Source organism: Deinococcus sp. LM3 (assembly GCF_002017875.1).
In the GTDB taxonomy this organism is placed as follows: Bacteria; Deinococcota; Deinococci; order Deinococcales; family Deinococcaceae; genus Deinococcus.
The window spans coordinates 1839249-1853298 of record NZ_MUFV01000001.1 but is presented as its reverse complement, the minus strand read 5'-3'; the positions used below and the strand labels follow the sequence as shown (position 1 = coordinate 1853298).

The following is a 14050-nucleotide window of genomic DNA, read 5'->3' as shown; positions in this document are numbered from 1 at the left end:
GCCGGGGAACACTTGACCCGCCGCGCAGCAGGTACCATCGTGGGCGCGCGCCATGAACCACACTCCCACCCCACCCGCACCCACCACCGATCCCGCCCGCCTGCTGGCCCCCATCGTCCGGGCGGCCGGGCAGGCCATCGGCGACTACCGCATGATCGAGAGCGGCGACCGCGTCATGGTCTGCCTGTCGGGCGGCAAGGACAGTTACACGCTGCTGGACGTGCTGCTGCACCTGCAACGCAAGGCCCCCATTCCATTCGAGATCATCGCCGTGAACCTCGATCAGGGCCAGCCGGGCTTCCCGACCGACGTGCTGCCCCGTTACCTGACCGAACTGGGCGTGCCGCACAGCCTGATCCGGCAGGACACGTACAGCGTGGTCCAGGAAAAGACGCGGCCCGGCAAGACCACCTGCGCGCTGTGCAGCCGCCTGCGCCGGGGCGCGCTGTACCGGCACGCCCGCGAGATCGGCGCCACGAAGATCGCGCTGGGCCACCACCGCGACGACATTCTGGAGACGCTGTTCATGAACCTGTTCTTCGGCGCGCGCCTGAAGGCCATGCCGCCCAAACTCCAGAGCGACGACGGCACGAACGTCGTGATCCGCCCCCTGGCGTACGTGCCCGAGGCGGACATCATCCGCTACGCGCAGGCCCGCGCCTTCCCGATCATTCCCTGCAACCTGTGCGGCAGCCAGGAGAACCTTCAGCGCAAGGTCGTCGGCGAGATGCTGCGGGGCTGGGAGCGCGAACATCCGGGCCGCCTGACGAACATCGCCCGCGCCCTGACCCGCGTGTCCCCCAGCCACCTGATGGACGCGGGCCTGTTCGACTTCGCGTCCCTGAGCGTCACGCCCGCCGAGGGCGACCGGGGGTTCGACCCCGACGACTACCCGCAGCGCGAATTCCTGAGCGGCGTGCAGGAACTGGAACTGCTGGGCTGAAGCCAGCCCCACCCGGCGTGAGCGCGGGGCCACGCACCCTTCAGTGCGTGGCCCCGTCCTGTGGTGTGGGCGTCAGGTCGTTTCGGTGTACGCGCCCAGGCGGCGGAAGCGCGCGGCGCGGCCGGATTTCAGGGTGGCGGGGTCCTGGGCGGCCAGTTCGCGCAGGTGCCGGGTGACGGCCTCGCCGACCGCGTGCGCGGCCTGCTGCGGGTTCAGGTGCGCGCCGCCGGCGGGTTCCGGGATGACTTCCTCGACGATCCCGAGTTCCAGCAGGTCCGGGGCGGTCAGGCGAAGCGCCTCGGCGGCCAGGGGGGCCTTGCTGGCGTCCTTCCAGATGATGCTGGCCGCACCCTCGGGCGAGATCACGGAGTACCACGCGTTCTCCTGAATCAGGACGCGGTTGCCCACGCCGATGGCCAGCGCGCCGCCCGAGCCGCCCTCGCCGATCACGACGTTCACGACCGGCACGCGCAGGTTCAGCATGCGGCGGATGCTCTCGGCGATGGCCCAGCCCTGGCCGCGCTCCTCGGCTTCCAGGCCGGGGTAGGCGCCCTGGGTGTCCACGAGCGCCACGACGGGCAGGCCGAACTTGTCGGCGAGGTCCATCAGGCGCACGGCCTTGCGGTAGCCTTCGGGGTTGGCGCTGCCGAAGCGGCGTTTGATCTTGCTTTTCGTGTCGCGGCCCTTCTGTTGCAGCAGCAGCATGACCGGCACGCCCTGCCAGCGGGCCGGGCCGCCGATCAGGGCAGGGTCGTCGCCGTAGCGGCGGTCGCCGTGCAGTTCCGTGAACTCGGTGCACAGGTGCTCCACGTAGTCCAGAGCCGTGGGGCGGCCGGGCGCGCGGGCCAGTTGCACCCGCTCCCAGCGGGTCGGGTCGGCCTTCGGAGCGGGCGGCTGCGCGGAAGTCTGGGCGGCGCGCAGGCGGTCCACCTCGGCGCGCAGCGGCGTGATGGCCGCGTCGAGGTTCTGCCCGGTGCGCTGCGCCGTGACTTCCAGGTCGTGCACGCGCGCCTCGAGTTCTTTCAGGGTGTCGAGACTGGTGGGGTTGGTGGTCATGCGCGGGCCTCTTGGCGGGTCAGCAGGCCCAGCAGGGACGCGAGGTACGCGCGCTGCTCGCGGCGGTCCACGACGGCGTCCACCATGCCGTGCGACAGCAGGAACTCGGCCCGCTGGAAACCGTCCGGGAGGCTCTGGCGGATGGTCTGCTGGATCACGCGGGGGCCTGCGAAGCCGATCAGGGCGCCGGGCTCGGCGACGATCACGTCGGCGATGGTGGCGAAACTGGCGGTCACGCCGCCGGTGGTCGGGTCGGTCAGGACGCTCACGTACGGCAGGCCCTGCTCGGCGAGCGTTTCGAGGGCGACGGTGGTCTTGGCCATCTGCATCAGCGAGAGCGCACTCTCCTGCATGCGGGCGCCGCCGCTGGCGGTCACGATGATCAGCGGCGTGCCGTGCCGGGCGGCGTGCTCGGCGGCGCGGGCGATTTCCTCACCGACGACGCTGCCCATGCTGCCGCCGCTGAAGGCGAAGTCCATGACGGCCAGCGTGACCGGCAGGCCCAGGATCGCGCCGGTGCCGGTCAGGATGGCGTCCGGGCGTCCGGTCTTCTTCTGGGCGCGTTTCAGGCGCTCGGGGTAACTCTCGGTGTCCTGGAAGTTCAGGGCGTCGGTGGGGTGCACCTGCCCGGACAGCTGCGTGAAGCTGCCCTCGTCGAGCAGGACCGCCACGCGCTGCGAGGCGTCCAGCCGCAGGTGATGCCCGCACTTGTGGCACACGAAGGCGTTCGTTTCGAGGTCGCGGTTGTACAGCCCCTCCTTGCACTTGGGGCACTGGGTCCAGAGATCGGGCATGTCCGCGCCACCCTGCTGCTGTGGGCGGCGGCGGCGGAAAAATCGGTCAAGCGCCATGTGGTGAGTCCTCCCGGATATGCATCCTTACCCGCGCATTCTAGTGGCCACCCGCACGGCAGTCTGCACCGGGTCCAATGCCGCCCCGGCCCTCAACCCAGCTTGCTTTTCAGGTAATCGTCCATCTGCGCGAGTTGCAGGTTCATATCCTTCTGCAAGGCGTCCACCCGCCCGGTCAGGGCCGAGACGTCCCCGGACCCGCCACGCGCGGCTTCCAGCACCCGGAACCGCTCGTCCAGGTGCGTCTGCAACTGCGCGAACCGGCTGCCTTCCTGCTGATCCAGACTGACGCGCAGCGCCTCCATATCCCGCAGCAGTTTGGCGCTGTCCGCCTGGGCGCGCAGCCCGGTGATGCCCGCCCAGAAGTAGAACACCAGGGTCAGCAGGGTCGCCACGACCAGCAGGATCAGCCCCATCGGCACGCCCCGGTACGTCACGAACCCCAGGCTCAGGGTGTGGGGGAACATCAGGGCGTTGGTGTTCAGCACGGCAAAGATCGCCAGGAGTACCAGCGCGATGATCAGGACAATGGTCCGCATACCCGCCAGCGTAACACCGCGCCTCTCATGAAGGCCCGCGCCGTCAGTTACGGGAACGTTCACGGTGTGGCCGCCGCGCCCCCCTCCCCCACCGCGCCGGGTGGTGCGGGGCGGTCGGGCGGGCGTATGCTGCGGGGGTATGTCACTCGTCGTTCTGGTCACACTTCCCCCCGAGCGGGCGCATGACCTGGCCCGCACCCTCGTCGCCGAGCACCTGGCCGGCTGCGTGAACATCGTGCCGGGCCTGCACAGCGTGTACCGCTGGCACGGCGAGGTCGCCGAGGACCCCGAGAGCCTGCTGCTGATCAAGACCAGCGGCGAGAAGTACCCGGACCTGGAGGCGCGCATCAAGGCGCTGCACCCCTACGAGGTGCCGGAAATCATCGCGTTGCAGTACGACCGCGCCCTACCGGAATTCCAGAGCTGGCTGCGCGAGGCCCTGAGCACCCCGCAGAAAGGCTGATACGGATTCCGTCTGTTTCGCTGACAACCCGGAACATCACCGGATTGCCAGCTCCACGCCCGGAACCCGTTTCTCTCCTACTCGCATCCGCTCGGATTGAACGGTCTTTGCAGCCCATTCAATCGGAGTCCGTATGACAGGCGCGGCAGGCGCCGCCCGGACAGTCCGGGCGGCGCCTGCCGGTGATGCCACGCTCAGCTGAAGTTCGACAGGATGACCTTCACGCCGCGCAGCTTGAAGGACATGGTGCAGCCCGCGAGGCTGTTCTGATCGGCGCTGATGGTGGCGTTCAGGCTGGCCTCGTTCGCGCCGCCCTCCGTGAGGGTGCGGATGAAGGCGTCCGTTTCCTGCGCGTCGGCTTTCAGGCTGACCTGATCGTCCGACACAGCGTACGTGACGCTGCCGCCCGCGACCGCGCCGCGGGTCAGGGTGAAGGTGACGTTTGGTTCGTCGCTGAAGCTGGCCTTGCCGGCGGCGTCCCGGACTTCCAGCGCCAGGGACTTGAGGGTCACGGCGACCGTGGCGGGCGCGGCGGCCACGCAGGCGCCCGTCACGACGGCCTCACTGAAGCCCGCCTGGAATTCCACGGCGCGCGGACGGATGCCGAACGGCACGTTGTCCGGGTACTCGATGTCGTCGAAGGTGCTGCCGGCCGTGCTGTAGCTGACGGTGCCGCGCACGGACTCGATGGTCAGCGGGGAGCTGGGGGCCAGGACCTTGCCGTCCAGCCCGGCCGGGTTCTCGACGGTCTGCGCGGGCACGAGGCTGCCGACGATCTTCCCGCAGCTGGCGAGGGTGGTGGCGAGGGTCAGGGCGGCGATCAGGGACAGGGTGCGCTTCATGGGGCTCCTTGAGAGGCAGGGCAGGGCGGGTAGGGGACGACTGAGCGGCGCGTGAGCGCAGGCCGGAACGCCTGGGCTGTCCGGCAGTGAAGGCAGTCTAGGGAGCCGGTCTGCCCCGGGCTGAGGAGCTTTTCACAGCCGACCTTCATGACGTGACCGTCCCGGCGCTGAAAGAGTCCTGTCAGGACACCGCCCGCGGCACGACAAACAAACACCCCCGCACGCGGCGGGGGCATTTCTGTGGCGGGCCCTGCAGGACTTGAACCTACGACCCTCGGTTTTGGAGACCGATGCTCTACCAACTGAGCTAAGGACCCTTGCTGACGTGCGTGGGGCACGGGCGCATGCAGAGTAGCAGAGCTTTACGGGGTGCGCAAGTGCGCGGGCGTGGATCAGATCAGGCCGCCGCCCAGCATCAGGCGCAACGCGCCGAGCAGCGCGACGACGGCGTTCAGGGTCACGGCACCCCGGTCGCGGGCGAGCGAACCGAAGATCAGGCCCAGCACGGCGGGCGGCAGCACGAACAGCCAGTTGAGCCAGCCGAGCAGCGGAAGGAAGCCCAGCACCAGGCCGATGGCGGCGAGGATGCCCAGGATCAGGGAGAGGGTTCTCATACCAGTCCATACGCGCTCTGACCGGCGGGGGTTGCGCGTCTGTTCCGCGCGGACGGGCGTGGGGGGTGGGGTGTAGCTTGGGCTGCGATGACTCTCAAACCTTCCAGATCGACTCCGGCGCGGTTGCCGGCAGGCGCGCGGGCGCGGGCGCCGCAGGTGCTGGGCGCGCTGGAGACGCTGTACCCGGACGCCCGCACGGAACTGGAGTTCCGCACGCCGTTCGAGCTGCTGGTGGCGACGGTCCTGAGCGCGCAGGCGACGGACGTGAGCGTGAACGCCGCGACGCCCGCGCTGTTCGGGGCGTACCCGGACGCGCACGCCATGAGCGCGGCGCAGCCGGAGGACATCGAGCCGTTCATCCGCCGGATCGGGCTGTTCCGGGGGAAGGCGCGGAACCTCGCGGCGCTGGCGCGGCTGCTGGTCGAGCGGCACGGGGGGGAGGTGCCGAACGATTTCGGGGCGGTCGTGGCGCTGCCCGGCGCGGGCCGCAAGACCGCGAACGTGGTCCTGAGTAACGCCTTCGGGTACCCGGCCATCGCGGTGGATACGCACGTGGGGCGGCTGGCGCGGCGGCTGGGCCTGAGCGTGCAGACCAACCCGGATAAGGTGGAAACGGACCTGCAGAAGCTGTTCCCGCGTGGGCGCTGGGTGTTCCTGCACCACGCCCTGATCCTGCACGGGCGGCGGGTCTGCACGGCGCGCGCACCGGCGTGCGGGGCGTGCGTGATGGCTGACTTCTGTCCGAAAGTGGGCGTGGAGTGAGCCAGCCGGAGCGCGGGCAGTCGTGGCGGTTCTCACGGCAGGTGTGGCTGTTCCTGGCGGCGGTGTTCTCGTTCGGGCTGTCGCAGGCGTTCACGAGTCTGTTCCTGAACTTCTACCTGCGGGCGCTGGGCCTGGGTCCCGAGTGGCAGGGCCTGATGAACGCCCTGCCCGCCGTCACGCTGGCCGCCCTGAGCCTGCCGGCGGTGGCACTGGCGCGGCGCATCAGCAACGCGCACACCCTGAAGGTCGGCGCGGTCCTGAGCCTCGTGGGGACCGTGCTGCTGGCCGTGGCGGGCGGGCCGGCCCTGGTGATCGCCGGGGCGCTGGTGCAGGGGGCGGGCGCGGCGCTGACGGTCGTGGCGTCCTCGCCGTTCATGGCGAACAACAGCGACGAACGCAACCGCGTGACGCTGTTCAGCGTGCAGAACGCCCTGATGACCGGCGCGGGCTTCCTGGGGAACCTGCTGGGCGGGCAGGTGCCGGGCCTGTACGCCGCCTGGACCGGCACGCCCGCCGACGGGCTGGGCGCGCTGCGCACGGCGCTGCTGGTCGCGGCGGCCCTGCAACTGGCCGGGCTGCTCCCGGTGCTGGGCCTGAAACCCAGCGGCAAGACCACCCGCGAGGGCCGCAGCTTCAGCATTCAGGACAAGGGCACCATGGCGCGGCTGGTCGCGCCGAACATCCTGGTGGGCCTGGGGGCCGGGGCGACCATTCCGTTCCTGAACGTGTTCATCGAGGGGAAATTCCAGATCAGTTACGCGGGCCTGGGCACCCTGTTCGCCTGGACGAGCCTCGCCACGGCCGCCACGGCGCTGCTGCAACCGCTGCTGGTGCGGCGCCTGGGGCCACTCCAGGCGGTGCTGGTCGTGCAGGCCAGTTCGCTGCCGTTCCTGGCGGTGCTGGGCTTCGCGCCGAGCCTGTGGCTGGTCACGGCGGCGCTGTTCACGCGCGGCGCCCTGATGAACGCCGCCGGGCCGGTGTACAGCGCGTACGCCATGAGCGCCCTGCCGGAACGCGACCGGCCCATGTACTCGGCCGTGAACGTGATCGCCTGGGACCTCGGGTGGGCGCTCAGCAGCGTCCTGTCGGGCGTGGTGCGCGGCGCGCTGCCGTTCACGCTGGCCTTCCAGGTCCTGTTCGCGTGGACGCTGCTGATGTACGCCGGGAGCGTGCTGGCCATCTACCTGGGCCTGTACCGCCACGCGAACCGCACCGCTTCCGCGCCCACCGCCTCACCGCCCGCGTGACCCCTTCACCCGGCCGGGGGGGTAGACTGCCAGTGATGAGTGACTCCTCCCCCCTTCGCCGCCTGCACCACGTTCAGGAACTGGATCTGAACCTTGATCGCCTGCGCGACGAGGAAAGCAACATTCCTGACGAGCTGCGCGCCGCCCGCGCCGAGCAGGAACGCCTGAACAACGAACTCGAGGACACCGAGATCACCCTCGAGGGCATCGACAAGCGCGTGCGCCAGCAGGAACTCGACCTGGCCGGCACCCGCGAGCAGATCGCCCGCGCCGAGGAAGAACAGGAGAAGAACGCCTTCGACGCCCGCGCGCAGTCCCAGTACGGCAGCCGCATCCAGATGCTCAGCGAACGCGCCGACGAGATGGAAGAGGACCTCGTGCCGCTGCGCGAGCGTCAGCGCGAACTGAACGAACGCGCCGCCGACCTGCGCGCCCAGCACCGCGCCCTGCGCCCCAACCTGAACACCCTGGAAGAACAGGACGACGCCCGCGTGCAGGACCTGCGCGCCCAGGGCGAAGCCGACCGTCAGGAACGCGCCCGCCTCGCCGGGGAACTCGACACCCGCACTGTGCGCGAGTACGACATGATCCGCCGCGCCAAGAAGGGACTGGGCGTCGTGGAGATCAAGGCCGGACGCTGCAGCGGCTGCAACGTCATGCTGCCCGTCAACGTGCAGCAGAAAGCCGCGCTGGGCAAACTGCCGCCCGTGAAGTGCCCCAGCTGCGGCCGCTTCCTGATCCGCCTCGACCTCGCGTAAGCCGGCCAGCATAGACCCCCACCCCGCCGCGTGGCCGGGTGGGGGTCTGCTTTGACTCCTCGCTGTGGCCCGGCACGCACGCCCCGGCGCACCACCTTCATACGGACTCCGATTGAATGGCTTACAAAGCCGTTCAATCCGAGCGGAGCGAGCAGGAGAGAAACGGGTTCCGGACGTGGAGTTAACAGATCGGAACGCCACCGATCTGTTAACGAAACAAACGGAATCCGTATCAGCAATGGTGCGGACAGGTTCATAATCATTGCAGACCAGCGATGAACACGCAGTGTTTACCCCTCCCCCTTGAGGGGGGAGGCTGGGAGGGGGTGAGCAGGAATGGCGTTACAGAAGACGTTTTCCCCGCTTGTCCTCTCTGGCGCTTGAACAGTGTCCGCACCACCTTCAGAACTCGTCGCGTTCGAACACCGCGCGGATCTGCTCTCGCGTCAGGCCCTGGCCCAGCAGGATCAGCAGCAGCAGCCGGGCCTTGTGGGCGTTCAGGAAACTGGCGGGAATCGCGCCGGCCTCCACCAGGGTCGCGCCGCCGCCCGCGTACCCGTACACGGGCAGGACCGGCCCGGCGTGCGTGCGGGTGGCGATGATCACGGGTTTGTCGGTCGCGTGGATCAGGGGCAGCAGTTCGGCCGGGAGGTTCCCGGTCCCCAGGGCCGCGATGACCAGTCCGTCGGCGCGCCCGGCGGCCTCGGCGTAGCCCTCGCCGGTCCAGCCGGCGTAGGCGTACAGGATTTCCACGCGGGCGTTCAGGTGCGCCGGGCGGTACGTGGCGCGGGGTTCGGGCCGCGCGAAGTAGTGCAGGCGGGGAGCGCGGCCCTCGCGGTCGATGCGGCCGATGGGGCCGGGGTAGCCGCCGAAGGCGTCCACGGCGGTCGTGTGGATCTTGGTGACGGTCCGCGCGTCGAAGATGTCCCCGCCGATCACGACGAGCGGCCCGCGCTCGCGGCTGCTGGGGTGCAGGGCGACGTGCGCGGCGTCCAGCAGGTTGGCGGGGCCGTCCCAGCTGACCTCCTCGGCGTGGCGCATGCTGCCGGTCAGGACGACCGGGACCGGCACGTTCAGGGTCAGGTGCAGCGCGAACGCCGTCTCCTCCAGGGTGTCAGTGCCGTGCGTGACGACAATCCCGTCGTGGTCCGGGGCGAGCGTCTCGATCAGCGCGGCCAGTTGCCCCATGTGCGCCGGGGTCATGTGCGGGCTGGGCAGGCTGAAGGGCTGCACGTCATGGACCTGCACGCCGTCCAGGCCGGGCACGCTGGGCGCCTGCTGCGGCGTCAGGCCGCGCCCGTCGGGACTGGGGCGGCTGGCGATGGTGCCGCCCGTGTGAATGACCGCGAGTCTGGGTGGGGTGGACATGCCCGTGATGCTAGAGCAACCGCGCTCCGCCGCTCCCCGGTCTGTCCGGACGGGGGCGGCGGGGCGCGGTCTGCGGGTCCGGAGGTCCGGGTCAGCGGCGGCGCAGTCTGGCCCACACGAACGCCAGCCCGAACACGACCAGCGTCAGGGGCAGTTCGGCGATCAGGGCGGCGTTCAGGGGCGTGCCGGCGGCCGTGCGCTGCCACAGACCGATGGCCAGCCACAGCAGCGCGGCGGCCAGGGCGATGGCCAGCGGGGGCAGGCGGTTCATGCCCCTCAGCTGCGCGCGGCGTCGATCAGGGCCTGGGCGCCCTGGGCGAGCATGTCGCCGGCCAGTTCGGCGCCCATGTCGGCGCACTCGCCGGGGTCGCCCTGCGTGGTGGCGCGGATGACCTGCGAGCCGTCCAGCGCCGCGACCCAGCCTTCCAGGGTCAGGATGCCGCCCTTGACGCTGGCGTGCGCGCCGACCGGGGCCATGCAGCCCGCGCCGAGGCCCGCGAGGAACTCGCGTTCGGCGGTGATGCGGTCGTCGGTGGTGTGGTCGTGAATGGCGTACGCGACCTCGATGGTCAGGTCGTCGTCCGAACGGGTCTCCAGGGCCAGGGCGCCCTGGCCGGGGGCGGGCAGCATGATGTCGGGTTCCACGAACTCGTCGATGCGGTGGCGCATCTCGGTGCGGATCAGCCCGGCGGCCGCGAGGATGATGGCGTCGTACTCGTCGCCGGCCAGCGCGGCGAGGCGCGTATCGATGTTGCCGCGCAGGTCGATCACCTGCAGGTCCGGGCGGTAGGCGCGCAGGAACGCCTTGCGGCGCACGCTGCTCGTGCCGATCCGGGCGCCCTGCGGGAGGTCCGCGAGGCGTTTCATGCCTTCCTTGCCGATCAGGACGTCACGGGCGTCCACGCGGCGCGGAATGGAGCTGACTTCCAGGCCTTCGGGCTGCTCGGTGGGCAGGTCCTTGAGAGAGTGAACGGCGATGTCGATGCGTTTCGACAGCAGCGCGTCCTCGATTTCCTTGACCCAGAAGCCCTTGTCGCCTTTCTGGGCCATGGCCTCGAGACTGCCGCGGTTGCGGTCGCCTTTCGTGCTGATGGTCTGAATGCGGAAGTCTGTGTCCGGCCATTCTTCCTTCAGGCGGCCAACCACCCACTGGGTCTGTGCGAGCGCGAGAGTACTGCCGCGCGTTCCTACCGTCACCATCCGCATAACCCGCACATTATACGGGTTGCGGGGTGCGAGGCGTCCCGGATGCGGCGGACATGAAGATACCCGCCGGACCCAGGCGGCCGGGGCCGGGGCTTTTCCGGCGCTGGGAGCGTGCAGAATGCAGGCATGACTTTCCCGGCAGGGTTCGTGTGGGGCGCGTCCACGGCGGCGTATCAGATCGAGGGTGGCGGCGAGACGGGCGGCGGCGGGGGCCGGGGGAGCGTGTGGGACCTGTTCAGCTGGGCGCGGGGCGTGCCGGGCGGCGAGGCGGCGGGCGGGCACGAGGGGCTCTGGCCGCGTGACCTGGACCTGCTGCGCGACCTGGGCGTGGGCGCGTACCGCTTCAGCGTGGCGTGGTCGCGGGTGCAGCCGGGCGGGCGCGGGCGGGCCAGTGTGCCGGGACTGGCCTTCTACGACCGCCTGACCGACGAGCTGCTGGGCCGGGGCGTGCAGCCGTGGGCGGCGCTGCACCACTGGGACCTGCCGCAGGCCCTTCAGGACGCGGGCGGGTGGCTGGCGCGCGACACGGCGTACCGGTTCGAGGAGTACGCCTCGCTGGTCGCCGAGCGCCTCGCTGACCGGGTGGCGGCGTTCGTGACGCTCACGGACCCGTTCACGGTGGTGGCGCAGGGGCACGTGCTGGGCACGCACGCGCCGGGGCTGCGGCTGGGCCTGGAGGCCTTCCCGGCCGCGCACCACGGGCTGCTGGCGCACGGGCTGGCGGTGCGGGCGCTGCGTGAGGCGGGCGCGCGGCAGGTGGGGCTGGCGAACGGGTACGCCCCGGCGTGGCCCGCCACGGACCGCGACGAACGGGCCGCAACCCTGATGAGCACCCTGCGCGGCGACCTGTTCACGGACCCGCTGCTGCGCGGCGGGTACCCGACCGCGCTGCTGAACCTGCTGTCCGAACGCGCGCCGCAGGTGCTGGAGGTCGTGCGGGCCGGCGATCACGCGGTCATGGCGGCGCCGCTGGATTTCCTGGGCGTGCACTACACCCAGCCGGACTGGGTGCGCAGCCGCAGCGGCAGCCGGCTGGGCCTGGAGGTCGGGACTGTCCCGGACCGCGAACGCACGGCGTCCGGCGCGTCGGTCGTGCCCGAGGGCCTGACGCAGACGCTGACCGGCCTGAAAGCCCGTTACGGCGACACCTGCCCGCCGCTGATCGTGACGGTCGGATCGGCCGGGGCCGCCGACACCGACACGCCGGACGAAGGGGGCCGCGTACGCGACGACGCCCGCATCCGCTACCTGGACCGGCACCTGGAGGCCGTGGCCGACGCGCTGACGCAGGGCGCCCCGGTGCGGGGCGTGTTCGTGCACAGCCTGCTGGACGGCTTCGAGTGGGACGCCGGGTACCGCCTGCGGACCGGGCTGGTCCACGTGGATTTCGGGACGCTGGAGCGCACGCCCAGGGACAGTTACCGCTGGCTGCGCGACCGGCTGCGCACACAGGGGTAGCCGGCCGGGGGAGTCGGCAGGGGGAGCCCGCCCGCCACCCCCGGGGTCCCGTCAGAACGGACATGCGCCACTCGGCGGATGCGCCGGCGCGGGCATCCGGCCTAGCCTGTCAGGATGACGGCGCCTGCTTCCTCCCCCTCCTCCCACCCGCCGGACGCGCCCTTACCGGGCAGGCCCTCGACGGCGCTGGGTGTGCTCGCCACGTACCTGGGCCCCCTGAAATGGCAGGTGATGGCGCTGGCGGCGCTGCTGCTGACCGGCACCGCCCTGAACCTGACCCTGCCGCAACTGCTGGCGCAGTTCGTGGATAACGCCCGGCTGGGCGCCGGGGCCGACCCGGCCCTGCTGGCGCGGCTGGCCGGCGTGTACATCGCGCTGGCGGTCGGCGTGCAGTTCATGACGGCCGGCGCGACGTACGTGGGCGCGCGGGTCGGCTGGACCGCCACGAACCGCCTGCGCGCCGACCTGATGGACCACCTGCTGTCCCTGGACATGCGCGAACACAAGGAACGCACGCCGGGCGAGATGATCGAACGCATCGACGGGGACGTGACGGCCCTCAGTAACTTCTTCTCGCAGTTCGCGGTGCGGGTGTTCGGGGCGGCGCTGCTGCTGACCGGCGCGCTCGTCATGTTCTTCCGCGAGGACTGGCGCGTGGGCCTGGGCGTCACGACGTTCACGCTGCTCACCCTGTACGTCATGAACCGCGTGCGGAAACTGGGTGTGGAACCCACCCGCCTGGAACGCGAGAGCAGCGCCCGCCTGTTCGGGTTCGTGGAGGAACGCCTGACCGGCCTGGAGGACATCCGCAGCCTGGGCGCCGGCGGCCACCACCTGAACCGCTTCCTGCGGGTGCAGCGCGAGTTCTTCACGCGCTCCATCAATTCCTGGCGGCGGCGCAGCGTGGTGTGGCAGCTGAGCATGCTGCTGTTCGCCATCGGGTACGTGGGGGTGCTGAGTACCGCCATCGGCCTGTACGCCGCCGGGAGCATCACGCTCGGCACGGCGTTCCTGCTGTACCAGTACATGACCCTGGTCGAGGAACCCATCGATCAGCTCACGCAGCAGCTTCAGGACCTCCAGAAGGCCGGGGCGAGCATCGGGCGCGTGTCGGAACTGCTCGCGCTGCGCACCGCCGTCACGGGCGGCGACACGCCGCTGCCCGCCGGGCCACTGGCCCTGGACTTCCGGGACGTGTCGTTCACGTACGCGCCCGAGGACCCCGAGGCGCGCGGCGTGCTGAGCGGCGTGACCTTCCACCTGCCCGCCGGGCAGACCGTGGGCCTGCTGGGCCGCACCGGCAGCGGCAAGACCACCCTGACCCGCCTGATCTCGCGCCTGTACGACGCCACGGCCGGAGAGATCACGCTGGGCGGCGTGAACATCACCCACACGCCCCTGAAGGACCTGCGCCGCCGCGTGGCCGTCGTCACGCAGGACGTGCAGCTGTTCCAGGCGAGCGTGCGCGACAACCTGAGTTTCTTCGACCCGACCGTCACGGACGCGCAGGTCGAGGCGGCCCTGCACGAGGTCGGCCTGGGCCTGTGGCTCTCGCGGCTGGAACAGGGCGTGCGCACCCCGCTGCCCACCGGCAGCCTCTCGGCCGGCGAGGCGCAACTGCTGGCGTTCGCGCGCGTCATGCTGCGCGACCCGAGCGTCATCATCCTCGACGAACCCAGCAGCCGCCTCGACCCCGCCACCGAGGCCCTGCTGACCGCCGCCATGACCCGCCTGCTGAGCGGCCGCACCGCCATCATCATCGCGCACCGCCTGGACACCGTCGCCCGCGCCGACCGCATCCTGGTCCTCGGCGGCGGCGAGGTGCTGGAAGACGGCCCCCGCGCCGACCTGGCCCGCGACCCGCACAGCCACTACGCCGCCCTGCTGCGCGCCGGAACGCTGGACGAGAACGCGCCGGAAGGAGTGCTGGCATGACGGGCCGC

Annotated in this window: 15 protein-coding genes and 1 tRNA gene; 7 read left to right on the top strand and 9 right to left on the bottom strand. The window is 70.8% G+C overall.

Going from position 1 to position 14050, the window contains the following annotated elements; translation table 11 throughout:
• The first annotated feature begins 52 nt into the window (after positions 1-52).
• Positions 53-943 carry a tRNA 2-thiocytidine(32) synthetase TtcA gene (gene ttcA / locus BXU09_RS08670; RefSeq protein ID WP_078301885.1) on the top strand — a complete coding sequence of 297 codons (891 nt, stop codon included), beginning with the start codon at positions 53-55 and terminating at the stop codon, positions 941-943.
• Between the two features lie 72 nt (positions 944-1015).
• On the opposite strand, the gene BXU09_RS08665 is transcribed toward ttcA, so the two are convergent.
• From BXU09_RS08665 to BXU09_RS08655, 3 genes are all read right to left on the bottom strand, one after another.
• On the bottom strand, positions 1016-1999 hold the full coding sequence (locus BXU09_RS08665) for an acetyl-CoA carboxylase carboxyltransferase subunit alpha (protein ID WP_078301884.1): 984 nt from the start codon (positions 1997-1999) through the stop codon (positions 1016-1018).
• Positions 1996-2850, bottom strand: coding sequence for an acetyl-CoA carboxylase, carboxyltransferase subunit beta (accD, locus tag BXU09_RS08660; protein ID WP_078301882.1), 855 nt, complete (start codon positions 2848-2850; stop codon positions 1996-1998). The genes BXU09_RS08665 and accD overlap by 4 nt, the downstream gene beginning before the upstream one ends.
• Positions 2851-2942: 92 nt before the next feature.
• Positions 2943-3389, bottom strand: a complete 447-nt coding sequence (locus BXU09_RS08655; RefSeq protein ID WP_055363348.1) for a hypothetical protein — start codon at positions 3387-3389, stop codon at positions 2943-2945.
• A gap of 139 nt (positions 3390-3528) precedes the next feature.
• Here BXU09_RS08655 and cutA point away from each other — a divergent pair, with 139 nt between their 5' ends.
• Positions 3529-3852: a divalent-cation tolerance protein CutA gene (gene cutA / locus BXU09_RS08650; protein WP_055363349.1), complete on the top strand. Its 324-nt coding sequence runs from the start codon at positions 3529-3531 to the stop codon at positions 3850-3852.
• A 194-nt stretch (positions 3853-4046) separates the two neighbouring features.
• Here the strand turns inward: cutA and BXU09_RS08645 are convergent, their stop codons facing one another.
• From BXU09_RS08645 to BXU09_RS08635, 3 genes are all read right to left on the bottom strand, one after another.
• Complete coding sequence (locus tag BXU09_RS08645) at positions 4047-4694, bottom strand: hypothetical protein (RefSeq protein WP_078301881.1); 648 nt, start codon at positions 4692-4694, stop codon at positions 4047-4049.
• A 241-nt stretch (positions 4695-4935) separates the two neighbouring features.
• A tRNA-Trp gene (locus BXU09_RS08640) sits at positions 4936-5011 on the bottom strand.
• 75 nt (positions 5012-5086) lie between these two features.
• The gene (locus tag BXU09_RS08635; protein ID WP_078301879.1) at positions 5087-5308 is read right to left on the bottom strand and encodes a hypothetical protein; all 222 of its coding nucleotides are present in this window, start codon (positions 5306-5308) and stop codon (positions 5087-5089) included.
• Positions 5309-5395: 87 nt separating this feature from the next.
• Between BXU09_RS08635 and nth the strand changes: the two genes are divergently transcribed.
• The 3 genes from nth to BXU09_RS08620 are packed head-to-tail and all read left to right on the top strand — an operon-like array spanning position 5396 to position 8075.
• Entirely contained in the window at positions 5396-6070 is a 675-nt protein-coding gene (gene nth / locus BXU09_RS08630; protein ID WP_078301878.1) for an endonuclease III, read from the top strand.
• Positions 6067-7317 (top strand): MFS transporter, encoded by a 1251-nt coding sequence (locus tag BXU09_RS08625; RefSeq protein WP_078301876.1) that lies wholly within the window; start codon positions 6067-6069, stop codon positions 7315-7317. Before nth ends, BXU09_RS08625 begins: the two co-directional genes overlap by 4 nt.
• 35 nt (positions 7318-7352) lie before the next feature.
• Positions 7353-8075 carry a zinc ribbon domain-containing protein gene (locus BXU09_RS08620; RefSeq protein ID WP_078301875.1) on the top strand — a complete coding sequence of 241 codons (723 nt, stop codon included), beginning with the start codon at positions 7353-7355 and terminating at the stop codon, positions 8073-8075.
• A gap of 402 nt (positions 8076-8477) precedes the next feature.
• Here BXU09_RS08620 and BXU09_RS08615 read toward each other — a convergent pair whose 3' ends face one another.
• From BXU09_RS08615 to hemC, 3 genes are all read right to left on the bottom strand, one after another.
• Positions 8478-9443: an asparaginase gene (locus tag BXU09_RS08615; RefSeq protein WP_078301873.1), complete on the bottom strand. Its 966-nt coding sequence runs from the start codon at positions 9441-9443 to the stop codon at positions 8478-8480.
• A gap of 91 nt (positions 9444-9534) precedes the next feature.
• Positions 9535-9714 carry a hypothetical protein gene (locus BXU09_RS08610; RefSeq protein ID WP_078301872.1) on the bottom strand — a complete coding sequence of 60 codons (180 nt, stop codon included), beginning with the start codon at positions 9712-9714 and terminating at the stop codon, positions 9535-9537.
• A 5-nt stretch (positions 9715-9719) separates the two neighbouring features.
• Positions 9720-10649, bottom strand: coding sequence for a hydroxymethylbilane synthase (gene hemC, locus BXU09_RS08605; protein WP_078301870.1), 930 nt, complete (start codon positions 10647-10649; stop codon positions 9720-9722).
• A 126-nt stretch (positions 10650-10775) separates the two neighbouring features.
• Between hemC and BXU09_RS08600 the strand changes: the two genes are divergently transcribed.
• Together BXU09_RS08600 and BXU09_RS08595 are read left to right on the top strand one after the other, a co-directional pair.
• Positions 10776-12107 carry a family 1 glycosylhydrolase gene (locus tag BXU09_RS08600; RefSeq protein WP_078301869.1) on the top strand — a complete coding sequence of 444 codons (1332 nt, stop codon included), beginning with the start codon at positions 10776-10778 and terminating at the stop codon, positions 12105-12107.
• Between the two features lie 114 nt (positions 12108-12221).
• On the top strand, positions 12222-14042 hold the full coding sequence (locus BXU09_RS08595) for an ABC transporter ATP-binding protein (RefSeq protein WP_078301867.1): 1821 nt from the start codon (positions 12222-12224) through the stop codon (positions 14040-14042).
• Positions 14043-14050: the final 8 nt, after the last annotated feature.